The organism is Kribbella sp. NBC_01245, assembly GCF_036226525.1.
GTDB lineage: Bacteria > Actinomycetota > Actinomycetes > Propionibacteriales > Kribbellaceae > Kribbella.
On the sequence record NZ_CP108487.1, the window covers coordinates 869,845 to 890,826 of the forward strand.

A 20,982-nucleotide genomic window follows, 5' to 3' on the forward strand; every position below is an offset into this window, starting at 1 on the left:
GGAGGTGCCCGCCATGCGCAGATCGATGCTTGCGTTGCTGGTGATGAGCCTTGCTGTGGCCACCACGGCGACCGCGACCGCTGATCCACAAACCGTCCCGAATGGCCCTTGGGTGCAGGATTCCCAGCAGGTCAGTCTGCAGCGCCTGCATTCGTACGACGAGATGGTCAAAGCGCTCCGGCAGATCGAGCAGCGTTCCAAGGGACGCGTCTCGCTGGAGACCGTCGGCCGCTCGAACGAAGGGCGGAACCTGTACCTGGCGAAGGTCGGCACCGGCCCGACCAAGGTCCTCTACATCACGCAGCAGCACGGCAACGAGCCCCTCGGAACCGAGGCCGCACTGCAGCTGCTCCAGCGGCTAGGCAACGGTGGCGCCGGCTGGGACAGCATTCTCAGCAAGGTCACTCTGCTGGTCATCCCCAAGGTCAATCCGGACGGCTCCGAGCGGTTCCAGCGAGAGAACCACGATCCGGACTGCTCCGGCGCTTTCTGTACCCCAGGCGTCGGTTTCGACGTCAACCGCTGGCACGATCCGGCAGTCGCGCCCGACGCGAACCCGGTGCCAGAGGCTGCCGCGGTGCAGCGGGTCGCCATCCGGTACCAGCCGAAGATGGTCGTCGACTTCCACCATCAGGGCTCTTATCGCAGCGCCGACGGTGACCTGATCACCGCGTCGATCTTCTGGCCGAACCACCCGGACGCGCCGGCCGCGGCGATCGCGCTGTCGCGGCAGATGTGCCTGGTCATCTTCGACACCCTCATGCACTACGGGTTCGCGGAGGTCAGCCAGTACCCGGGCACGCTGCCGCGTGGAATCGCGCGCAACTCGTACGGCATTCGCGGTGCCGGCAGTGTCCTGGTCGAGCTGCGTGGTGACATCGGGCAGAAGAGTTCCGGGATGCTGGTCCGGACGGCGTACGTGACGATGGCGGCGCTGCTGGAGTCGATCGCCGAGGGCACGGTCTTCACCCAGGATCCGGCCCGAGCGGACACCATCCCGCTGCGCGGCGTCTTCGTGGACAACCCACACGAGGAGTAGGACGCGCCACCCACTAAGACGCGCCACCACTAAGCGGAGGCGGTGAGCTCCGGCTTGATCAGGCCCAGCCGGAACGCGGTCATCATCGCGTTCGCACGGTTCGGCGCGCCGAGCTTTTCGTACAGGCGGGACACGTAGGTCTTGGCCGTCGAGAGGCTGACGAAGAGGGTGGCGGCGATCGCGGGGACGGAGAGGCCGGCGGCGAGCAGGGTCAGTACCTCGCGCTCGCGCGGACTCAGCGTCAGGCTGACGGCGAGGTCGCCCGCGGTGACCTGGCTGATGGCGGGTTGCCCGGCGGCGACCTGGCTGCGGCGGGCGACGGCATGCGCGAGACCGGTCGCAGTGAAGGAGGCGGCAGCAACCGCGGCATGGCGGATGGCGCCGAGGACTTCGGTGGTCGGGGCGGTCTTGGCGACGAACGCGGAAACGCCGGTCTCCAGGGCCCGGAACAAGACGTCGTCCTCCGCCTGGGCCGTGAGTACGACGATGCCGAGCTCGGAGTGGCGGTCGCGGAGTTCACGGGCCAGGCGCAGCCCGTCGGCATCGGGCAGTGCGACATCCAGTACGACGACGTCCGGGTGTTTGGACACGACCAGAGCGTGTGCCTCGGACGCGAGGCCGCCTTCGCCGACGATGGTGATGTCAGCGTCAGCGCTGACCAGTCGGACCAGGCCGTACCTGGTCAAGGTGTGGCCGTCGATGATGACGACCTTGATCGAGCTCCGCATGGCGTGTCCCCCGTGAACCTTGCTTAATACAGGAGAGTGACTGAAGTCACCTGCTGTAACAGTGATCGGGGAATCCCTACGGTCCGTTACGGAATCTGCTCGGGTAGTTTGTTTCTAAACAGTTGAGTGCTTGGTTATCGAGTCACGCGCCGGCCAGAACGGCCAATAGGGCACCACCGAGCATGAACGGCCCGAAGCTGATCGCGTGTTGGAGGGTGATCCGGCGGGCGAGCAACAGCCCGAGGCTGACCAAGCCCATCAGCACGAAGCCCAAGGTCGCCCCGGCGACGAGGGTCGGCCAGCCGAGCCAGCCCAGCGCGATGCCAAGTCCGCCGGCGAGCTTGACGTCGCCGCCGCCGAGCTGCCCCCGGCTCGCGAGCGCAAGCACCAGGTAACCGCCGCCCAGGGCCAGCCCGCCCAGCAGCGCGCGAAGCAGGTTCGCTGGTTGTCCGGTCAGCACAGTCGCGACTCCGAACAGGACGATCAGACCTGGATACAGGAGCAGGGTCAGCCGGTCCGGTAACCGCTGGACAGCGATGTCGATGGCCGCCAGTGCCACGCCCAGCGCGCCGATGAAGACGAAGGCGGCCGCATCCGCGCGAGCGGCGAATCGCCAGAGCAGCAAGGCGAGGACGGCGGCGGTGGCCAACTCGAGGACGAGCGGCGTACCGAACCAGCCATGACAGCGCGCGCACCGGATCCGCAAGGGAACCCCGAGCGGGGTCGCGCACCGCGAACAGCTGGTGCGGTCCGGCTCGCCGGAGGCCACCGACAGCCGGAAAACCGTGCTGCGCAAAGCCATTCCGGCGACGAAACCGATCGCACCTCCGGCGACCATCCACGCGATGTCCATGCCGGCCAAGCTAACCGCGCCCGTGCCGGTGACGGAATCACGCCGCGGCAGAACTGGCCGAGTGGCGCCGGATGGTGACTGACCGGCCGACGGGTGTCGTCCGATCGCCCGACAACCCTGTCGTCCGATGTCCGCCGATCGACAGGCCGTGTCAGCCGATCAGTGGCCTCGTTCTGACCGGTTGACCGATGTCCTGCCGGTACGCCGATGCCGCACGGTTTCGGTACCGATCGGCAGCTCGCCGCTCGAACGATTCGGTGGGGTCCGACACCCGCCGGCAGAAGGAGGAGTTCCAAATGCTCAAGAACCTGCAGACCCTGCTGAAGGAAGCCCGTCGCGACGAGCGCGGCGCAACGATGGTCGAGTACGGCCTGATGGTGGCTCTGATCGCCATGATCGTGGTTCCGGCGCTGGTGATCCTCGGCCCGGCCATCGCGCTGCTGTTCCAGAACGTCGCTGGCAACCTCTGATCGATCCGAGCGATCTGCCGATCCACTCAGTTCGATCGTGTGGTGCGGCCCGGCCGAATCGGCCGGGCCGCCGCTGGTCTCGACACCAGCCGCCAAGAATCACCTTTCAGCAACCGGGAGAAGTCATGAACCTGCGACGAGGAAGTGGCAGCGCGGATCGTGGTGCTGCCGCGGTGGAGTTCGCGCTCCTGCTTCCCCTGCTGCTGTTGCTGGTGCTGGGCATCGTCGACTTCGGCCGGATGCTCAACGCCCAGCAAACCCTCACCCAGGCCGCGCGCGAAGGCGTCCGGCTGGTCGCGCTCGGGCAGCCGAATGTGGCCGGTCGCACCCAGGCCGCCGCGACCGGGTTGTCCCCGGTGGGCGTGGCGATCCAGTCGTCCTGCCCGGCCGGCGCGGGACCAGGGAGCAACGGCGTTCTCGACGCCAGCTACAGCTTCCAGTTCACGCCCGGGCTCGGTTATCTCGTCAGCCTCTTCGGTGGTTCCGGCTTGACCGGCCAGACCACCTTGTCCGCGCGGGGAGTCATGCCATGCGAAACCTAGTCCGGCCAGTGCTGCGGGATGACCGAGGTGCCTTCGGCGTCCTGGTCGGCATGCTGTTCGGGAGCGCCGTGCTCCTTGGTATGGCCGCGCTGACCATCGACGTCGGCACCTTGTACCAAGAGCGTGCCGAGTTGCAGAACGGCGCTGACGCCGGCTCGATCGCCGTCGCCAAGACGTGCGTGATCGGCCCGACCTGTGCGCCGGGAACCGCCGTGCCGTACGCGAATCTCAACTCCAAGGACGGCGTTTCCGCGGTGAGCCTGGTGTGCGGTCAATCCAACACCGGCGGCCTGCCCGGTTGCCCGGCATCGACCGGCACCATGATCGACTGCCCGAGCGCGCCACCGGCTGGTACGAACTACGTCGACGTGCATACCGCGACCAGGACCACGGGCGGATCCTCACTGTTGCCCCCGGTGTTCTCTCGTGCGCTTGCGGGGAACGCGGGATACCAAGGCAGCACGGTTCTCGCCTGCGCCCGCGCGATGTGGGGGCCGGCTATCCAAAGCTCGAAGTCGCTGGCGATGACGCTGTCCCTTTGTGCGTGGACGCAGGCGACGGGTGGCACTCCGCCGACCTTCGGCGTCGACGTCAGGATCTTCGTCCGCGACGCGCCGAACGCGCCCACCTGCGACGGCCTGAGCCAACCCGGTGAGTTCGGCTGGCTGAACGACGTCGGCGGCTGTACTGCCGAGGTCGACCTCACCCAGAACGGGTATGCGTCGGGCAGCGACCCCGGCAAGAACATCTCCAAGGCCTGCCAGGACGCGCTGACGTCGTACGTCGCGAACGGGACGCCGATCTACATCCCGATCTTCGACACGACGACGGGATCGGGCAGTGGTGCTAGTTATCACCTGATCGGCTTGGCCGCGTTCATCCTCACCGGCTACGCCAACATGAACCCGCTGCACGACGACATCCCGGCACCGTTCACCAACGCGTCCTGTCCGAACGGGCACACGACTCCGTCCTGCATCTACGGCCACTTCACGCAGGCCCTCGTACCAATGACCACCACCATCGGCGGCGGCACCTACTTCGGTGCGACCGCGATCAAGCTCGCCGGATAGTACGGCCAGGAAAGAGAAAGCCATGAAACGTCGAGTTGTGACCATCATTCTGGCCGTGGCGCTGGCCGTGCTCGGAACGGCCGCCGTGCTGGTCTATGTCAACCACGCGGACGCCCGCGCGGTGGCAGGACAGCAGGCGGTGACCGTGCTCGTGGCGGACAAGGCGATCCCGTCCGGAACCACTGCGAAGGACGCGAAATCCTCGCTGCGTAGGGAGATTCTGCCGGCCTCCTCGGTGTCGACCGAGGCGATCACGGAGATCACGGCGAAGCAGGAGGAGCTGGTCATCTCGGCCGACCTCAGTCCCGGCCAGCTGCTACTGCACTCGATGCTGGTGGCTGCGAAGGACGCCGGGGGACTGGTCATTCCGGACGGCAAGGTGGCGGTCACTTTCACGCTTTGCGCGCCAGAGATCGTCGCAGGCAACGTTCGGGTCGGTTCGGACGTGGCCGTGTTCGGCACGGTAGTTGTCAATGGCAACGGTGATGTCAGCGCGCAGCCGAACTGCACCGGCCAGCACAAGCAGCAGATCGGCAAGGGCCTCGGCACCACCCGCGTCGTCGTACCCAAGGTGCGGGTGATCGCGATCGGTCCGGCATCCTCCTCGACCCCGCCCGAGGAGGATGCCAAGGCCACCGGCAACACGTTCTCGCAGAGTGGCGCAGGCCCGCAGAACGACCGGACGCTGGTGACCGTCGCGGTGAACCAGGACGACGCCGAGCGGCTGATCCTCTTGACCCAAACGGGGTTGCCGTACCTGGCGCTGATCGGACCGTCGGCCCAGATCACCCCCGACGACCACGTCGTACCGCAGTTCCCACCACCGGCGAAGAAGAAGTAAGGAGGAGTGCGATGACCATCCTTTGCCAGACGGCCGCATGGCCGGCCGTAGGCACCTCGATCGTCGGTGAAACCGTGCGCGCGGTCGATGACCTCGATGCCGCCCTACGCGCCCTGAGCGACGACCCCGCCGAGTACCTAGTCGTGGTCGGACCGGAGGCTGACACCGCAGAGGCGCTGCGGTTCGCCGCGCACCTCCGGCTGGAACGGCCGGCCGCCGGCGTGATCCTGGTCCGCGATCAGGTCGACGTCGCACTCCTTACCGAGGCGCTGCGGGCCGGCGTACGGGAAGTGGTCACGGCCGGCGATACCGAGGCGCTCACCGCCGCCTGTGATCGCTCGTTGGCGCTGTCGAGGCAGGTGCACGTCGATGTGCGTGACACCGACGAGCCCGAGCCGGAACACGAGGGCAAGGTGGTCACCGTGTTCGCCGCCAAGGGTGGCTGCGGCAAGACCACGATCGCGATCAACCTGGCCGCGGCACTGGCGGCGAGCGAGACCCACCGGGTCTGCGTGGTCGACCTTGATCTGTCGTTCGGCGACGTGGCGATCAGCGTTCAGCTCGAGCCGGTGCGCACGATCAGCGACGCGTTGACGATGGCCGGCCACCTCGACACGACCGGGGCGGCGTCGCTGCTCACGTCGTACCGGCCGGGACTGGACATGCTGCTGGCCCCGGTCACACCTGGCGACGGCGAGAAGGTTCCCGCTGCGCTCGTCGGCGAGCTGCTCGCCGTACTGCGTGGAATGTATGACTTCGTCGTCGTCGACACCCCGGCCCAGTTCAGCGAGCACGTGCTCACGGCGATGGATGTCTCCGACCACCTGGTGCTGCTGACCACGCCCGACACCCCGGCGATGAAGAACCTGCGGATCACGCTGGACATGCTCGACCTGTTGTCCTATTCGCGCGATATCCGCTCCGTGGTGGTGAACCGCTCCGACTCGAAGGTCGGGCTGTCGGGCAGTGACGTCGAGCGGGTGGTGCGGAGTCCCATCAACGGCAACGTTCCCTCCAGCCGCCACGTTCCGATCTCGATCAACAAGGGGATCCCGATCGTGTTCGGTACGCCGGGGCATCCGGTCAGCCAGGCGATCACGCGGTTCGCCCACGAACGTCTGCTCGGCGGGGCCGAGCCGGCCCGGACCAAGGTGTACGCGCGTCGTGGTGTGAGGAGGCGAGGATGAACCTGACCGAGCGGCTGGCTCAGCAGCAGGCAGGGGGGTCGCGCGCGCCAAGGCCGCAGGCGACCGTCGGGGTGCCCCGCCGTACGGCGCGGAACGCCGACCCGTTCGCCGGCGTGAAGCGCAGCGTGCACCAGGGCCTGCTGGAGACGTTGGGGCCCAAGTTGTACGACGCGCATCTCGACCAGCGCGAGCTCGAGACACGGGTTACCCAAACCCTGCAGGCGGTTCTGCAGCGGGACGACACCCCGATGACCGCTGCCGACCGCGCGCGCGTCGCGCAAGAGGTCGCCGACGAGATCCTCGGCCATGGCCCGCTCGAGCCCTACCTGCGCGACGCCGGTGTCTCCGAGATCATGGTCAACGGCCACGACCAGATCTACGTCGAGCGCGACGGGCGGCTGGAAGCGGTCGACGCGGCGTTCACGGACGAGGGGCACCTGCGTCGTACCATCGACAAAATCGTCTCCCGGGTCGGCCGCCGGGTCGATGACGCCAGCCCGATGGTGGATGCGCGGCTGCCCGACGGTAGCCGGGTGAACGCCGTCGTACCGCCGGTCGCCCTGGACGGGTCGCTGCTGACGATCCGGAAGTTCGCCGCCGACCCGTTCAGCGTCGAGGACCTGACCTCGTTCGGCACGCTGACCGCGCCGGTCGCCGAGCTGCTGCACGCGTGCGTCAAGGGCCGGCTGAACGTCCTGATCGGCGGCGGCACCGGCTCCGGCAAGACGACCACGCTGAACGTGCTGTCCTCGTTCGTGCCGGACGACGAGCGCATCGTCACCATCGAGGACGCGGCGGAGTTGCAGCTGCGGCAGGAACACGTGCTGCGGTTGGAGTCCCGGCCGGCCAACGTGGAGAAGCGCGGCGAGATCGCGGTCCGCGACCTGGTCCGCAACGCGTTGCGGATGCGCCCGGACCGGATCATCATCGGTGAGGTTCGAGACGGCGCCGCGCTGGACATGTTGCAGGCGATGAACACCGGGCACGACGGGTCCATCACGACGGTGCACTCCAACGCGCCGCGCGACTCGCTGGCCCGCCTGGAGACGATGGTGCTGATGGCCGGGATCGACCTGCCGCAGCGGGCGATCCGCGAGCAGATGGCGTCCGCCATCGACCTGATCGTGCACCAGTCCCGGCTCAAGGACGGCACCCGCCGGATCACCCACATCACCGAGGTCACTGGGATGGAGGGCGAGGTCATCACCCTGCAAGACCTTTTCCTGTTCGACTTCCGAGCCGGTGTCGACGAGCGCGGCTGGTTCCGCGGCACGCTGCGATCCACTGGTCTGCGCCCGGGCTTCCTGGACCGGTTGGCTGAGCGGGGCGTGTACCTGTCGCCGCGGATGTTCGGCCTGGATGAGGTGCCGCGATGACTGGGGGACTGCGCGCATTCGCGGCCGCTGTCGCCTGTCTGGCCGTGGCGCTGCCGACCGCTGCGCAGGCGGACAGCAAACCGTCGGCCCGGATCGACTCCGTGCAGGTCAGCCAGGGGCGTGCCAGCTTCGTCCTCACCACCGCCAATGTCTCCGGAAAGCTGGACTCGAAGACCGTCCGGGTCGACGCCGGCGGCACCGCGTTGCCCGCGAGCGTCACGCCAGTCAGCAGTACGACGACGTCCTCCGCCCCGCCGCGCGGAGTGATGATCGTGCTCGACACCAGCGGCTCGATGGCGGCCTCGGGGATCGCCGCCGCGCGGCAGGCGGCGTTGAGCTACCTCACCGCGCTGCCGAGCGACGTACAGGCTGGTCTGCTGACGTTCTCCGACCAGCCCCGGCTCGTCGTACCGCCGACTGCCAACCGCGCAAGGGTTCGCAACGCACTGGCTGACGTGCAATCAGCTGGGGCCACGGCCTTGTACGACGCAGTCCGCGCAGCCGTTGCGGCCCTTGATGCCGCCAAGCTCGGCCCTTCCGCGCAACGCCGATTGGTCGTGCTGTCGGACGGCGTGGACACGACCAGCACAGCCACGCTCACCTCGGTCACCGGCCAACTCGCGGCCTCGCGTATCCCTGCCGACGTGGTCGCGTTCCGGTACGGGAACGGCGACGCGTCGGCGGCCCAGCAGATCGCGGCGGCCGCGGGCGGACGGACACTGACCGCCCAAGGCGCGGACGAGCTGACGACGGCATTCGCTGCCGTGGCGCGCAACTTCACCGCCCGCGCGAAGGTCGATGTCACCGTGCCGGACGCACTGGCCGGCCGACGTACCACCCTGCGCGTCACCATCGGTTCGGTCAGCGCGACGACCACGGTGACCTTTGCCGCGATCCCAGCGGCGAAGCCCTCAGCTACGCCGATCCCGACAGAGGCCGCTGCCGTGCCGGTCCGGACGATCTGGTCATGGCTGTTCTTCGCCTTACTCGGTGCGGTCTTCGGCGTGGTGTTGCTCGTTGTCGTCCTGCTGCGGTGGCAGGGTGTTCGCCAAGACGCCGCGCGCCGGTTGGACCGGCAGATGAGTCACTACGGACCCCGTCATGACGTATTAGTCGCGAGCGAGTCCGAGGGTGCGGCCGCACGGACGGCGGTCGGGTTCGTCGGCCAGGCCCTCCGCACCACGGGCGCCGAACAAGGACTCGCGAAGCGGCTTGACCTTGCCGACGTACGACGGAAGCCGGCCGAATGGACGGTGCTGGCGTTCTGCGGCGGCGCCGTACTGGCGGCCGCGTTGATGCTCATCGGTGTCACACCGCTGCTGAGTGTGCCGATCGGACTTGTCGCCGCCTGGATCCTTCAGCGCCTGTACCTCAGCATCCGCATCAGTCGCCGTCGCGCGGCCTTCGGCGAACAACTCCCGGACGTGCTGCAGCTGATCGTCGGCTCGCTTCGCTCCGGGTTCTCGCTGGCCCAAGCCATCGACTCGGTCGTACGCGACGGGACGCAACCCGCCGCGGCGGAGTTCTCGCGCGCGCTGGCAGAGACCCGGATCGGCGTACAGCTCGAAGACGGACTGGACCATGTCGCGGACCGGATGGAATGCGGCGACCTGCACTGGGTCGTGATGGCCACCCGGATTCAGCGCGAGGTCGGTGGCAACTTGGCCGAGGTACTGAAGAACACGGTCGACACCATGCGTGAACGGGCTCAGACCCGTCGCCAGATCCGTACCCTCAGCGCCGAAGGCCGACTCTCCGGCTACATCATCGTCGGCCTGCCGATCGTGCTCGGCACCTGGCTGACGTGGAGCAAACCGGAGTACATGAGTCCGCTTTTCACCACCCCGGTCGGCCTGATGGTGGTGGCCGGTGGCGGCGTTCTGATCATCATCGGCGCGTTCTGGATTCGCGTGCTGGTCAAGGTGGAGGCGTGAATTGACGTCCTCCCCGCCGTTACCGACGGGGATTCCAACCACTACGAGGAGGTAGCGAGATGAAGTTCACGCTTCAGCGGCACAGATCTCGTGCCTCGGCGTGCGGTCACGGCCCGTCCGGCCGCGATGTTGCGTGCTGCGTTGACGTCCGCGTTTGCGGTGTGGCCGCAGGCACCGCATCGGAAGGCCGCTTGGTTCTCGCGGTTCTCCGACGCGCAATGCCCGCACTCCGCGCACGTCTGACTCGTGTAAGCCGGGTGGACCTTCTCGACCCGGCCTGTCGCCTTGTGTTCAAGACGCTGGATGAGGAGGCCCCAGCCCTGGGCGAGGATGCCCCGGTTCAACCCGGCCTTCGCCGCGACGTTCCGTCCTGGTGCCTCGACGGTGCCGCGTGCGGCGGGGATCGGCTTGGGGATGGCGGCGAAGGCGATGTGCCACCGACCCATCCGGTCACGGGTGATCCGGTACGACTTGGCTTCGGGCACCCGCCGCGACCAGCGGAACTTGATCCAGCCGGCTTTCGGCACCCACACCCGACCCCATTTACGGTTCAACCGCTCAACTCGTTGGGCCTGTGGCCCTACGATCCGGAACCCCTCGTGCTGGCCTTCCTTCCGCCACGTCGGCCGGGAGTGGGTACCGCCAAAGAAGTTCCGCCAGGCTTGGTCAAGGTCGCGCAGCGCTTGCTGCTGCACCGTCTGCGACCCCGCCGCCAGCCACGGTTCCGCCGCGCGGGCCTCGGTCAGCTGCGCTGCCTGGACCCTGTATCCGGGGGTGGGTGGCCGTCCCGGTCGCCACATCAGCCGTTGTTCCAGCCCCAGGTTCCACACGTACCGGGCGTGGCCGCAGTGCCCCAGCAACGCGGTCTCCTGCGCGGGGGTCGGGACAAGGCGGTACCTGGACACAACATCAATGGTGGCGGCCGCCACCGACACTTTCCTGAAGGGAGGGACCGGCGCTACCTCCCCACCCTGAAGGACGGGGCTTCCACGCCGGTACGCCGATGACGACTACCTTGCTCCTGGTCAGCGGCGTTGCCGCGATCTTTGTCGCTGTTGTGCTGGCAGTAGTCAGTGTTTCCGCGCGGCCCGTCGATACTGGCGTGGCCAGGGCGCTCGCCACGATCGACAGCCACTACACGCAGCACGCGCCGGTCGAGGCTGAGGCAAAGCGCGATCCGTTCGCGGCGCTACCTGGTTGGTTGCGGGGCTTGGCGTTGCGGCTCTCGCCGTCGGGAATCACCACCACGCTGCAGCGCCGGCTCGACCTCGCAGGCAACCCGTCGGGCTGGACGCCGGACCGGATCCTGGCCGCGAAAGGTGTCGGTCTGTTCGTCCTCGGTGGACTCGGAGCTCTGTACGGCATGCGCACCGTCGGCTGGCTCATCGTGGGCGGCGCGGTGGCCGCGACCGTGGGGTTCTTCCTGCCGGACCTCCTGCTGTACAACGCCGGCATCAAGCGTCAGGACAAGATCCAGAAGGCCTTGCCCGATGCGCTGGACATGCTCACGGTCTGCGTCGAGGCCGGACTCGGGTTCGACGCGGCGCTGGCGCAGGTCTCCCGCAACACAGTTGGCCCGTTGGCTTTGGAGTTCTCCCGGGTGCTGCAGGAGATCCAGATCGGGAAGTCCCGCTCGCAGGCCCTGCGCGCGCTGACGGATCGGACCACGGTGCCCGAGCTGCGTTCGTTCGTGTCCGCGCTGATCCAGGCAGGCGAGCTGGGCATCACGATCGCCGACGTACTGCGTGAACAGGCGAAGGAAATGCGGCTGCGCCGTAAGCAGCGCGCTGAAGAGAAGGCGCAGAAGGTGCCGGTCAAGATCCTGTTCCCGCTGGTGTTCTGTCTCTTCCCCTCGATATTCATCGTCATCATCGGGCCGGGCGCGCTCAGCATCGTCAACGTCTTGTTCGGAAAGTAGGAATCATGACCATCGTCAAGACCGAGACCAGCTCCCGCCGAATGGACGCCGGACGTCTGGTCATGGTGCCGCTTTGTACGCTGATGCTGACCGCCGACGCCATCATCCTGACGCAGTCGGTCGGACCGGGATTCGCCGGCGTGCTGCGGTGGATCAGCAACGCCCTGGTCGGAGCCTTCTACGTCCTGATCATCTGGGCCTACCTGCGCCGCGGACCCGCCAAAGCAACGACTACCTCGGTCGTGGCCCGCACGGCGGCGGTCACCGGGACGCTGACGCCGTTCGTCTTTCCCATGCTCCCCAACGGCACGGTCAGCATGTCACGGGAGTTGGTCGCCGACGTCTTTCTCGTCACCGGCACGGTGTGGTCGCTCTGGTCGCTCCGCACCCTGGGCAAGAACCTGTCGATCATCGCCCAGGCGCGCGAAGTCGTTGAACACGGCCCCTATCGGTGGATTCGTCACCCGCTCTACACCGGCGAGATCGTGTCCTCCCTCGGACTGGCCATCGCCGTAGGCACCGTCCCCGCCGCTGCCGTCTGGTGCACGCTGGTAGCACTCCAGGTCTACCGCGCCAGCCAGGAAGAACAAATCCTGATCACCACCCTGCCGCCCTACACGGCCTACCGCGCCCGCACAGCCGCCCTACTCCCCGGCGTCTTCTAACGGCGAAAGCCCGCAGCCTCTCGGCGCCGTGGCATGGTGCGGCCAGCGGAAGCCGGCGCCGGTCGCGGTGCCAGATCCGTAGGTTGCGGAGCGCGGAGCGCGGGCAGATCCTGTGGTGCTGAGGTCTCGTCAGAGCAGGTGAAACGATGTAAAGCTCAGCTCCACAGGTTTCCGCCCCACCTGAGGAGTGTTGTGATGCGCAGACGAGTTCCGGTGCTGCTGACGGCGCTGGCCCTGCTGGCCGCCCCCGTCGTGCCGGCCGCGGCAGGTGAGCAGGCCACGACGGCCGCCGTATTCCCGCAGACCGTGATCGCCGAGGATTTCCCCGATCCGGACGTTATCCAGGTCGGCAACACCTGGTACGCCTACTCCACGAACAACGGCCGCGGTCATGTGCCCGTCGCGAGCGCCCCCGCGCCGAACGGTCCGTGGACGATCCGCGGCGACGCGATGCCGGGTGGACCGTCGAGCGGTTGGGCGCAGGCCGGGCGGACCTGGGCGCCCGACGTACATCGCAACCCTGACGGCAGTTTCACCCTCACGTACACGGCTTGGCACCGGTCGACCGGGCGCCAGTGCGTCGGCGTCGCGACCGCGAGCTCGCCGCTCGGGCCGTTCAGCCCGGCCGGGGGAGCGCCGATGATCTGCCCGCTGAACCTCGGCGGTGCGATCGACGCGAACACCTTCGTCGCCAACGATGGCACGCGATACCTGCTCTGGAAGAACGATGGCAACGCGGTCGGCGTGAACTCGACCCTCTGGCTGACCCGGACCGTCAACAATGGCACGGCCCTGAGCGGAGGCAACACCGCCCTGTTGTCCTCCAGCGGCGTGATCGAGGCTCCGGACCTGGTCCAGCGTGGCAGCAGGTTCGTGCTGTTCTACTCGGGAGGTGGGTACGTCGATTGCAACTACCTGACCTCGTACGCGACGGCGACCTCGCTGAATGGTCCGTGGACGGTGGCGTACCGGCCGCTGATGACGACGGCCAGCTTCGACAACCGGGTCTGCGGTCCGGGCGGGGCCGACTTCACGGCCGACAAGGTGTTTCTGCACGGCTGGGTCAACGGATCCAGACACCTGTACGTCGCGGATCTCGGCTGGGCCAATGACTACCCGGTCGTCCGCGGGAGCCGGGTGCGGTATGAGGCCGAATCCGGAACGCTGAACAACTGCCGGGTCCGGACCGGCGCGGCCGGGGCCTCCCAAGGAGCGGTCGCGGCGTACATCGACTTCGGGGATTCCTGGGTCGAGAACACGGTCTACGCACCCCGGTCGGGTAGCTACACCCTGCACGTCGGCTATGCCAACGGCACGAGTGGCACCGCCACCCACGGTGTCGTTGTCAACGGCAACAATCAGGGGTCGGTGAGCTATCCCGCGACCGGCTGGGACAACTGGCGGCAGGCCTCCGTTTCGATCAGCCTCAACGCCGGGTTCAACCGCATCCGGCTGACCAAGGGCGCCGCCTACGCCGAGGTCGACTACCTCGAAGTCCAATAGACCCTGCGCCGTCGGGCAGGTCAGAGTGCTGGGTAGAGCGGGAATTTCGTTGCCAGGTTGGATACTCGGGTCCGCAGCTCGAGGGTGAGCTGCTCGGTCGGCTGATGGATGAGCGCGGTCGCGATGATGTCCGCGACCTCGGTGAACTCGGCCGGGCCGAAACCACGGGTGGCGAGTGCGGGGGTGCCGATGCGCAGTCCCGAGGAGACCATCGGCGGCCGCGGATCGAACGGGACGGCGTTGCGGTTCACGGTGATGCCGACCGTATGAAGCCGGTCCTCGGCCTGCTGCCCGTCGAGTTGCGAGTTCCGCAGGTCGACCAGCACGAGATGGACCTGGGTGCCTCCGGTGAGAACGGAGATTCCGGCCGCCCGAACGTCGTCGGCCAGTAGTCGTGCCGCCAGCGTGCGCGCACCCGCCAGAGTACGGCGCTGCCGGTCGCGGAACTCCTCGGTCGCGGCCAGCTTGAACCCCACTGCCTTGGCGGCGATCACATGTTCCAGCGGTCCGCCTTGCTGACCTGGGAAGACCGCTGAGTTGAACTTCTTCGCCAGGTCCGCGTGATTGGTCAGGATCACACCGCCGCGAGGTCCACCGAGCGTCTTGTGCGTGGTCGTTGTCACGACGTCCGCGTGCGGGAGTGGGTTCGGGTGCAGGCCCGCGGCGACGAGGCCGGCGAAGTGGGCCATGTCGACCATCAGGTACGCGCCGACGAGGTCGGCGATCCGCCGGAACTCGGCGAAGTCCAGGTGCAGTGAGTACGCCGACCATCCGGCCACGATCAGTTTCGGCCGGTGCTCGAGTGCGAGCCGCTCGACCTCGGCCATGTCGACGGCGAAGTCGGTGTCGCGGACGTGGTAGGCGACGACGTCGTACAACTTGCCGCTGTAGTTGAGGCGCATGCCGTGCGTGAGGTGGCCGCCGTGCGCGAGGTCGAGGCCGAGGATCGTGTCGCCGGGATCGAGCAGGGCGACCATGGCGGCCGCGTTCGCCTGGGCGCCGGAATGTGGTTGGACGTTCGCGAAGCCGGCGCCGAACAACTGTTTGACCCGATCGATGGCGAGCTTCTCGACGACGTCGATGTGCTCGCAGCCGCCGTAATAGCGGCGACCGGGGTAACCCTCGGCGTACTTGTTGGTCAGGACGGAGCCTTGTGCCTGCATCACCGCGATCGGGGCGAAGTTCTCGCTGGCGATGAGCTCGAGAGTGTCCTGCTGGCGTCCGAGTTCTGCCTCGATCGCGGCGTGGATCTCGGGATCGAAGTCGGCCAGCGACTGGTCGTGGGTGCTCAGGTCGCGGGTGTGCTTGGACGTATCGCGCGATGTCGTCATCAGTGGGAGGCTCCCTTGTCAGACACCGCAGGTTGCGGTGCCACGGTTGGGTGACCTCCCCGCTCTGTCATCGGTACCTGAGAGCTTCACCGCCGGTGGGCGGCTTGCACCGTGGGCGCAGGACCAGGGTCCTGTCTTTCCAGAGTTCGCCTCATCGGAGCGGTAATTGGGCCTGAGAGATTCTGGGGAGAGTTGCTCCTTCGGCGCCTCGCCATGGTGGACGAGAGCTCTCCCGCCCCGATTCGAGCGGCGCGATATGCAGTTGGGCCGCTGACTCTAGGTCGAATCCCGCAACATGGTCAACACGGTCATTGCTGCATCCTTGGATCGTGGGTGGGGTCGGCGTACATCGGAGGGCAACCATCACCGGTCGCCTGGGGGCGTAGCTCGTAGTGCCAGGGCTCGTTGCGGTAGATCTGGCACAGTCCGTACTTGGCGCCGTGGTCGGACAGCCACGCCTTGGCATCGGCGTGCCCGATGTCGACCGCGTGCCCGGACACGTGCGGAGACTTGTCGGGGGTGGCTACCCATCGGGAAGCTTCCTCTGCCGAGCCGTACTTCGAGATCGCCTCGCGAAGAAGCTGATTCTGGTACGCCGGGGAGCGCCATCCGCTGTTGATGTAGAACTCGACGCCGTCGTCAACGGCATCGGTCGCCGCCTCGCGCAGGGCCTGGAGCAGCTCGGGGTCGAGGTTGGCCACGCCGGGATACTCGTCGTCGAACACTGTGACGCGGTCGGGGAGGGAGCCGCCATCCTCGGTGGTCGTACCGCCTTGGCCGCTTTGGTCGCCGACTTCGCCGAATGAGGGCGTCAAAGCCGACCGATAGACGAAGAGTCCGATGACCGCGGCGGTGACGACGACCAGGCCGACGGCGTAGGACCGGGGAGTCCTGCGGGAGGTTTTTCCTGTTGCCGTTTGACTCATGCTGTCAGTCAAGGCATCGCGAGGTTGCCAGCACGTATGGCGTTTTGAATACGCCGACGATATGCGCCAACTCGTAGCATCGGGAGTATGCGTGTGCTGGTTGTCGAGGATGAGCCCTACATGGCCGAGGCCATCCGCGATGGCCTACGCCTGGAGGCGATCGCGGCCGACATCGCCGGCGACGGGGACACCGCGCTGGAACTGCTGAGCATCAACACGTACGACATCGCCGTCCTCGACCGCGATATCCCGGGCCCTTCCGGCGACGAGATCGCCAAAAGCATCGTGGCCTCCGGCAACGGTATGCCGATCCTGATGCTCACCGCGGCCGATCGGCTCGACGACAAAGCCACCGGGTTCGAGCTCGGCGCTGACGACTACCTCACGAAGCCCTTCGACCTTCGAGAACTCGTGCTCAGGCTCAGGGCACTCGACCGCAGGCGCGGCCACAACAGACCGCCCGTGCGGGAGATCGCAGGCCTGCGGCTGGATCCGTTCCGCCGCGAGGTCTACCGCGATGGACGGTACGTCGCGCTCACCCGGAAACAGTTCGCCGTGCTCGAGGTTCTCGTCGCTGCCGAAGGCGGTGTCGTCAGCGCCGAAGAGCTACTGGAACGAGCGTGGGACGAGAACGCCGACCCCTTCACGAACGCCGTGCGGATCACCGTCTCGGCACTGCGCAAACGGCTCGGAGAACCCGGGATCATCGCCACCGTGGCCGGCGTCGGCTACCGCATCGACACAGGAGCTGAGGGAGCCGACCGTGGCTAGGGCGCCTGGTTGGAGCGTTCGCCTCAAGCTGACCCTCAGCTACGCGGCGTGCATCATGCTGACAGGCGTCTTGCTGCTCGCGGTCGTGTGGCTCTTCCTGCTGCGGTACATACCCTGGGTGATCGTCGACCCCCGCACCCGGCGGGACGGATCGCCGGGCCTCCCGGGGACGGGCGTTCCCGACCGCTCGGACCTTCTGATCGCCTTTGGACCGAAGGCCGCCGCGATGCTGGTCTTCCTGCTGCTGTTCGGCCTCGTCGCAGGATGGATCCTCGCCGGCGCCATGCTCGCGCCGCTGGCTCGCATCACCCATGCCACTCGCATGGCCGCGAACGGATCTCTCGCGCACCGGATCCAGCTGGAAGGACGCACGGACGAGTTCCGCGAACTCGCCGACGCCTTCGACACCATGCTCGCGCAGCTCGAAGCCCACGTCGCCGAACAGCAGAGATTCGCGGCCAACGCCTCCCACGAACTGCGCACCCCGCTGGCGATCACGCAGACGCTGCTCGATGTCGCCCGCAATGATCCGGACCGCGACAATGGCGAACTCGTCGAACGCCTCCACTTCGTCAACACCCGGGCGATCGACCTCACCGAGGCAATGCTCCTGCTCAGCCGCGCCGACCAACGATCCTTCACCCGAGGACACGTCGACCTGTCCCTGATAGCGGAAGAGGCCACCGAAACGCTGCTCCCGCTCGCAGAAAAACGTGGTCTCACCATCGAGACCTCCGGCGACCCGACTCCCACCATCGGCTCACACGCGCTCCTGCAGCAACTGACGACGAACCTTGTGCACAACGCGATCGTCCACAACCTGCCTGACCAGGGGACCGTGTGGGTCACGACCAGCGTCCGCCCGGAAGCCGCGGTGCTCACCGTCGAGAACACCGGCGAGAAGCTCACCCCACAAGTGGTTTCCACGCTGGTCGAGCCGTTTCAGCGCGGCACTGGACGGATCCGCACCGACCACGCAGGTGTCGGCCTCGGTCTGGCCATCGTCAAGAGCATCACCCGAGCACATGACGGAACCCTCACCCTCACCCCGCGCCCCGGCGGCGGGCTCCGCGTCACGGTGCAACTACCGGCCGCTGGTAGCTGACGATCAGCGGAGCCCTGCGGCTCGACTAGGCGATGGGAAAATCGAAATAGGTATCCGGGTAGGGTTCTTCTTTCAGCGCGTAGTGCCACCACTCACTGTCGTACCGCCTAAAGCCGCAGGCCTCCATGATCGAACAGAGGTACTGACGGTTTTGCGCTTCGGTCGGCGTGATCCCTGCTGCTCCGTGATGTGAGATCGAATCCATCAGATCATGATCGCCGCCCATCGGGGCGAGTTCACCAGTGGTCAGGTGATAGAGCGTCAAGTCAACGGCGCTGCCCCGGCTGTGGCCCGACTTGGCGGACACATATCCTTGGTGGATCATCTCGGCTCTCTCGATATTCGGATAGTGCCGTGGCTTCGTCCGCCCGTCCTCCGGCTGCCTCGACCAGCGCAGAAAGCAATCCACGGCGCGTTGCGGGCGATAGGCATCCCAGAGAAGCAAACCGAAGCCGGCGGATTCGGCCTTTTCGCTCGCCCTTTCCAGGGCCGCGCACAAGGCCTTCGTACCGACGATTCGATTTGCCAGATATCCGTCCACCGGTTTGCCGGTGAAGTTGTCCCAGGTGGCGTACTTGGCGTCCCAGCGCACTTCGGCCGCAAGCTCGTCTACGAAGACGAAATCACCCTTCATCGTCTACTCCTCGTCAACGCGAGCGACACCAAACGGTCGATCACCTCGGAGAGCGGCAAACCTGCGGCTGCCATCATTCGCGGGTAGCGGCTGTAGGAAGTCATGCCAGGCAAGGTGTTGACCTCGTTGAGGGCAACCGTTCCATCTTCCTTGAGGAACATGTCCACCCGGGCCAGTCCGCTGCATCCCAGGGCACGGTAGATGGCTTTTGCGGTTTCCTGAACAAGCAAGCGTGTCTCCGCGGGGATGTCCGCGGGGACGATCGGCGTCGAGTTTTCGGAACCGACTTCCGGCTCCTCCTCCTGGTGGATTCTGAAGAAGCCGTGAGTCAACGCGATTCGATCTACCTCGCCGGCAACCAGATCGCCATCGTTGCCCAATATGGCGCAGCCGACCTCGCTGCCGACCACAGCCTCTTCGATCAGCACCTTGGAGTCGTACTGTCTCGCGGTGTCCAACGCGGCCGGCAGTTCTTCTTTTCGGGACACTTTGCTGACACCGAAAGATGAACCCGAGCGGGCCGGCTTCACAAAGACGGGATAAGTGAGCCGGTCAGGATCGATATCCTCCTTCGCCGTGACGGTCCAGAAGTTCGGCGTTGCGATTCCCGCACTAGCGGCGACGACGTAAGCAAGGGATTTGTCCATGCACAGAGCGGAACTTTGAACATCGCAGCCCACGTAGGGGATGCCGGAGAGCTCCAGCAGGCCTTGTATCGCACCATCCTCGCCAAGCTTGCCGTGCAGGACGGGCAACACCAGGTCCAGACTGATCGTCTCGTATAGCCCCTGCTGCAGGACAAGCAACCCCTGCGCGCTCCTGTCCGGTGAGAGCACGGCTGGACGGCCGTCTTCCCAGTTTTCGCCTGGGCCGTCACACAGCTTCCAGGCGCCACTCTTCGTGATCCCGATATAGAACGGTTCGTACTTTTCGGTATCGAGGTGTTTTGCGACCTCTTGCGCAGATTTGACCGAGACGGGATGTTCTTCGGAACAGCCCCCGAACAAGATTCCGATCTTCATATCCATTGCTGCTTTCTGCTCTCGAATTTCAGACAATTGGCGATAGAGTTTTCGACAGTGTCGCGCAGGGCGTGGTCTGTGTAGTAGGCGGTGTGTGGAGTAATAAGCACATTCGGGAGTTTTTGCAACCGCAGCAACGATTGGCTTTCGATGGGTTTGTTTCTGCAGTCCGCGTAGAAGACTCCTTCCTCTCCTTCGAGGACGTCCAGCGCCGCACCGCCCAATCGGCCGCTCTCCAGGGCTGAGAGAAGGGCCTCGGTGTCGAGAAGTGAACCGCGGCCGGTGTTGACCAGGAAGGCGCCGCGCTTCAGTCGCTCGATACGCGCACGATTCAGGAGATGGTGGGTGTCGGCGGTTAGCGGCGTGTGAAGCGTCACGATGTCGCTCTGCGCTAGCAACTCATCGAGAGGAACGTATTCAGCGGAGGTGCTGGGGTGGTTGTCGTAGGCAAGTATTCGGCAGCCAAAGCCCTGCAGCCTGGCCATGACCGCTGCGCCGATACGACCTGTTCCAGCGATTCCCACGGTCAGATCGCGCAATTCTTTCCCGCGGACATCACTCAATCTGTAGTCATGCACCTCGGCACGCCTGATAGTGGATTTCACGTGCCGCACCGCCATCAGCATCAGCATCAAGGTGTAGTCGGCCACGCTGTCGGGTGAATAGGCGACGTTCCCGACGGAAATGCCGACACGCTCCGCGTACGTCACGTCGAGATGGTTGTATCCGATGCTTCTGGTCGAGATGTACGCGACACCGGCTTGGCTGAGCGCAAGAAGAGTGGGGTTGGTGATCTGGCTTTTGTGGCCAACGCTGATGCATCGATTGCCAATTGACAGCTCGATAGTGGCCTCGGAGACCGCCGCCGTTGTGATGGTCGGCATGACGCCAAAGCGAGGCGCCAGCTCCCGGAACAGATCCGCCTCGTCCGGCCCGCAACCGTAGATCGTCATTCCCATTCTGGGAACCGCCGAGGAGGCCCACGACGCCAGCGGCCGCGCGCGGCTGTCGGCTATTCGTGCTGATTCGCTGTAGGTCATGCGCCGAGTCAAAGCGGCGTGGTG

Annotated in this window: 21 protein-coding genes and 2 riboswitches; of the genes, 13 read left to right on the forward strand and 8 right to left on the reverse strand. The window is 66.4% G+C overall.

The genetic code is table 11. The features are described 5' to 3' along the window. Window positions 1-13: 13 nt before the first annotated feature. On the forward strand, window positions 14-1,039 hold the full coding sequence (locus tag OG394_RS03675; RefSeq protein ID WP_328993403.1) for a M14 family zinc carboxypeptidase: 1,026 nt from the start codon (window positions 14-16) through the stop codon (window positions 1,037-1,039). A 29-nt stretch (window positions 1,040-1,068) separates the two neighbouring features. On the opposite strand, the gene OG394_RS03680 is transcribed toward OG394_RS03675, so the two are convergent. Beyond that, window positions 1,069-1,767 carry a response regulator transcription factor gene (locus OG394_RS03680; RefSeq protein WP_328993404.1) on the reverse strand — a complete coding sequence of 233 codons (699 nt, stop codon included), beginning with the start codon at window positions 1,765-1,767 and terminating at the stop codon, window positions 1,069-1,071. Window positions 1,768-1,909: 142 nt separating this feature from the next. Then, window positions 1,910-2,620 carry an A24 family peptidase gene (locus tag OG394_RS03685; RefSeq protein WP_328993405.1) on the reverse strand — a complete coding sequence of 237 codons (711 nt, stop codon included), beginning with the start codon at window positions 2,618-2,620 and terminating at the stop codon, window positions 1,910-1,912. Window positions 2,621-2,916: 296 nt separating this feature from the next. Between OG394_RS03685 and OG394_RS03690 the strand changes: the two genes are divergently transcribed. The 7 genes from OG394_RS03690 to OG394_RS03720 all read left to right on the forward strand — a co-directional run bounded on the left by OG394_RS03690 (window position 2,917) and on the right by OG394_RS03720 (window position 10,043). Next, window positions 2,917-3,090 carry a Flp family type IVb pilin gene (locus tag OG394_RS03690; RefSeq protein ID WP_328993406.1) on the forward strand — a complete coding sequence of 58 codons (174 nt, stop codon included), beginning with the start codon at window positions 2,917-2,919 and terminating at the stop codon, window positions 3,088-3,090. A gap of 125 nt (window positions 3,091-3,215) precedes the next feature. Continuing rightward, window positions 3,216-3,632: a TadE/TadG family type IV pilus assembly protein gene (locus OG394_RS03695; RefSeq protein WP_328993407.1), complete on the forward strand. Its 417-nt coding sequence runs from the start codon at window positions 3,216-3,218 to the stop codon at window positions 3,630-3,632. After that, window positions 3,620-4,705, forward strand: coding sequence for a pilus assembly protein TadG-related protein (locus OG394_RS03700; protein WP_328993408.1), 1,086 nt, complete (start codon window positions 3,620-3,622; stop codon window positions 4,703-4,705). The genes OG394_RS03695 and OG394_RS03700 overlap by 13 nt, the downstream gene beginning before the upstream one ends. 22 nt (window positions 4,706-4,727) lie before the next feature. Continuing rightward, window positions 4,728-5,546: a Flp pilus assembly protein CpaB gene (gene cpaB, locus OG394_RS03705; protein WP_328993409.1), complete on the forward strand. Its 819-nt coding sequence runs from the start codon at window positions 4,728-4,730 to the stop codon at window positions 5,544-5,546. 11 nt (window positions 5,547-5,557) lie between these two features. Continuing rightward, window positions 5,558-6,733: an AAA family ATPase gene (locus tag OG394_RS03710; protein ID WP_328993410.1), complete on the forward strand. Its 1,176-nt coding sequence runs from the start codon at window positions 5,558-5,560 to the stop codon at window positions 6,731-6,733. Continuing rightward, window positions 6,730-8,109 (forward strand): CpaF family protein, encoded by a 1,380-nt coding sequence (locus OG394_RS03715; RefSeq protein ID WP_328993411.1) that lies wholly within the window; start codon window positions 6,730-6,732, stop codon window positions 8,107-8,109. Before OG394_RS03710 ends, OG394_RS03715 begins: the two co-directional genes overlap by 4 nt. Next, window positions 8,106-10,043 (forward strand): VWA domain-containing protein, encoded by a 1,938-nt coding sequence (locus OG394_RS03720; RefSeq protein ID WP_328993412.1) that lies wholly within the window; start codon window positions 8,106-8,108, stop codon window positions 10,041-10,043. The genes OG394_RS03715 and OG394_RS03720 overlap by 4 nt, the downstream gene beginning before the upstream one ends. Before the next feature lie 41 nt (window positions 10,044-10,084). Here the strand turns inward: OG394_RS03720 and OG394_RS03725 are convergent, their stop codons facing one another. Further along, window positions 10,085-10,948, reverse strand: a complete 864-nt coding sequence (locus tag OG394_RS03725) for an RNA-guided endonuclease InsQ/TnpB family protein (RefSeq protein WP_328993413.1) — start codon at window positions 10,946-10,948, stop codon at window positions 10,085-10,087. Between the two features lie 98 nt (window positions 10,949-11,046). On the opposite strand from OG394_RS03725, the gene OG394_RS03730 reads away from it, so the two are divergent. The 3 genes from OG394_RS03730 (at window position 11,047) to OG394_RS03740 (ending at window position 14,129) form a co-directional block, all read left to right on the forward strand. After that, window positions 11,047-11,961: a type II secretion system F family protein gene (locus OG394_RS03730; protein WP_328993414.1), complete on the forward strand. Its 915-nt coding sequence runs from the start codon at window positions 11,047-11,049 to the stop codon at window positions 11,959-11,961. Window positions 11,962-11,966: 5 nt separating this feature from the next. Further along, the gene (locus tag OG394_RS03735) at window positions 11,967-12,626 is read left to right on the forward strand and encodes a methyltransferase family protein (protein ID WP_328993415.1); all 660 of its coding nucleotides are present in this window, start codon (window positions 11,967-11,969) and stop codon (window positions 12,624-12,626) included. 195 nt (window positions 12,627-12,821) lie between these two features. Then, complete coding sequence (locus OG394_RS03740; RefSeq protein ID WP_328993416.1) at window positions 12,822-14,129, forward strand: family 43 glycosylhydrolase; 1,308 nt, start codon at window positions 12,822-12,824, stop codon at window positions 14,127-14,129. A 20-nt stretch (window positions 14,130-14,149) separates the two neighbouring features. Here the strand turns inward: OG394_RS03740 and glyA are convergent, their stop codons facing one another. Both glyA and OG394_RS03750 read right to left on the reverse strand, forming a co-directional pair. Further along, complete coding sequence (gene glyA, locus OG394_RS03745) at window positions 14,150-15,460, reverse strand: serine hydroxymethyltransferase (RefSeq protein WP_328993417.1); 1,311 nt, start codon at window positions 15,458-15,460, stop codon at window positions 14,150-14,152. Between the two features lie 54 nt (window positions 15,461-15,514). Further along, window positions 15,515-15,610: riboswitch (glycine riboswitch) on the reverse strand. Further along, a riboswitch (glycine riboswitch) is annotated at window positions 15,611-15,705 on the reverse strand. It abuts the riboswitch before it with no gap. A gap of 63 nt (window positions 15,706-15,768) precedes the next feature. Then, a complete protein-coding gene (locus OG394_RS03750; RefSeq protein ID WP_328993418.1) occupies window positions 15,769-16,386 on the reverse strand; it encodes a M15 family metallopeptidase in 618 nt (205 codons plus the stop codon). An 87-nt stretch (window positions 16,387-16,473) separates the two neighbouring features. Here OG394_RS03750 and OG394_RS03755 point away from each other — a divergent pair, with 87 nt between their 5' ends. Both OG394_RS03755 and OG394_RS03760 read left to right on the forward strand, forming a co-directional pair. Then, complete coding sequence (locus OG394_RS03755) at window positions 16,474-17,157, forward strand: response regulator transcription factor (protein ID WP_328993419.1); 684 nt, start codon at window positions 16,474-16,476, stop codon at window positions 17,155-17,157. Beyond that, entirely contained in the window at window positions 17,150-18,262 is a 1,113-nt protein-coding gene (locus tag OG394_RS03760) for a sensor histidine kinase (protein ID WP_328993420.1), read from the forward strand. Before OG394_RS03755 ends, OG394_RS03760 begins: the two co-directional genes overlap by 8 nt. A gap of 25 nt (window positions 18,263-18,287) precedes the next feature. Here the strand turns inward: OG394_RS03760 and vanX are convergent, their stop codons facing one another. Genes vanX through vanH form a run of 3 tightly spaced genes read right to left on the reverse strand, consistent with a single transcriptional unit; the run spans window position 18,288 to window position 20,877 of the window. Next, on the reverse strand, window positions 18,288-18,896 hold the full coding sequence (vanX, locus tag OG394_RS03765; protein WP_328993421.1) for a D-Ala-D-Ala dipeptidase VanX: 609 nt from the start codon (window positions 18,894-18,896) through the stop codon (window positions 18,288-18,290). Then, window positions 18,893-19,924: a D-alanine--(R)-lactate ligase gene (vanA, locus tag OG394_RS03770; protein ID WP_328993422.1), complete on the reverse strand. Its 1,032-nt coding sequence runs from the start codon at window positions 19,922-19,924 to the stop codon at window positions 18,893-18,895. The genes vanX and vanA overlap by 4 nt, the downstream gene beginning before the upstream one ends. Next, window positions 19,915-20,877: a D-lactate dehydrogenase VanH gene (vanH, locus tag OG394_RS03775; RefSeq protein ID WP_328996795.1), complete on the reverse strand. Its 963-nt coding sequence runs from the start codon at window positions 20,875-20,877 to the stop codon at window positions 19,915-19,917. Before vanH ends, vanA begins: the two co-directional genes overlap by 10 nt. Between the last annotated feature and the right edge of the window lie 105 nt (window positions 20,878-20,982).

What these genes read in the sequence shown, in the direction of transcription:
- OG394_RS03680 (WP_328993404.1), bottom strand. Translation starts at nt 1,767, where the DNA reads ATGCGGAGCTCGATCAAGGTCGTCATCATCGACGGCCACACCTTGACC.
- OG394_RS03685 (WP_328993405.1), bottom strand. Translation starts at nt 2,620, where the DNA reads ATGGACATCGCGTGGATGGTCGCCGGAGGTGCGATCGGTTTCGTCGCC.
- vanH (WP_328996795.1), bottom strand. Translation starts at nt 20,877, where the DNA reads ATGGGAATGACGATCTACGGTTGCGGGCCGGACGAGGCGGATCTGTTC.
- OG394_RS03695 (WP_328993407.1), top strand. Translation starts at nt 3,216, where the DNA reads ATGAACCTGCGACGAGGAAGTGGCAGCGCGGATCGTGGTGCTGCCGCG.
- vanX (WP_328993421.1), bottom strand. Translation starts at nt 18,896, where the DNA reads ATGAAGGGTGATTTCGTCTTCGTAGACGAGCTTGCGGCCGAAGTGCGC.
- OG394_RS03720 (WP_328993412.1), top strand. Translation starts at nt 8,106, where the DNA reads ATGACTGGGGGACTGCGCGCATTCGCGGCCGCTGTCGCCTGTCTGGCC.
- glyA (WP_328993417.1), bottom strand. Translation starts at nt 15,460, where the DNA reads ATGACGACATCGCGCGATACGTCCAAGCACACCCGCGACCTGAGCACC.
- OG394_RS03700 (WP_328993408.1), top strand. Translation starts at nt 3,620, where the DNA reads ATGCGAAACCTAGTCCGGCCAGTGCTGCGGGATGACCGAGGTGCCTTC.
- OG394_RS03730 (WP_328993414.1), top strand. Translation starts at nt 11,047, where the DNA reads ATGACGACTACCTTGCTCCTGGTCAGCGGCGTTGCCGCGATCTTTGTC.
- vanA (WP_328993422.1), bottom strand. Translation starts at nt 19,924, where the DNA reads ATGGATATGAAGATCGGAATCTTGTTCGGGGGCTGTTCCGAAGAACAT.
- OG394_RS03750 (WP_328993418.1), bottom strand. Translation starts at nt 16,386, where the DNA reads ATGAGTCAAACGGCAACAGGAAAAACCTCCCGCAGGACTCCCCGGTCC.
- OG394_RS03710 (WP_328993410.1), top strand. Translation starts at nt 5,558, where the DNA reads ATGACCATCCTTTGCCAGACGGCCGCATGGCCGGCCGTAGGCACCTCG.
- OG394_RS03690 (WP_328993406.1), top strand. Translation starts at nt 2,917, where the DNA reads ATGCTCAAGAACCTGCAGACCCTGCTGAAGGAAGCCCGTCGCGACGAG.
- OG394_RS03735 (WP_328993415.1), top strand. Translation starts at nt 11,967, where the DNA reads ATGACCATCGTCAAGACCGAGACCAGCTCCCGCCGAATGGACGCCGGA.
- OG394_RS03755 (WP_328993419.1), top strand. Translation starts at nt 16,474, where the DNA reads ATGCGTGTGCTGGTTGTCGAGGATGAGCCCTACATGGCCGAGGCCATC.
- OG394_RS03715 (WP_328993411.1), top strand. Translation starts at nt 6,730, where the DNA reads ATGAACCTGACCGAGCGGCTGGCTCAGCAGCAGGCAGGGGGGTCGCGC.
- cpaB (WP_328993409.1), top strand. Translation starts at nt 4,728, where the DNA reads ATGAAACGTCGAGTTGTGACCATCATTCTGGCCGTGGCGCTGGCCGTG.
- OG394_RS03675 (WP_328993403.1), top strand. Translation starts at nt 14, where the DNA reads ATGCGCAGATCGATGCTTGCGTTGCTGGTGATGAGCCTTGCTGTGGCC.
- OG394_RS03740 (WP_328993416.1), top strand. Translation starts at nt 12,822, where the DNA reads ATGCGCAGACGAGTTCCGGTGCTGCTGACGGCGCTGGCCCTGCTGGCC.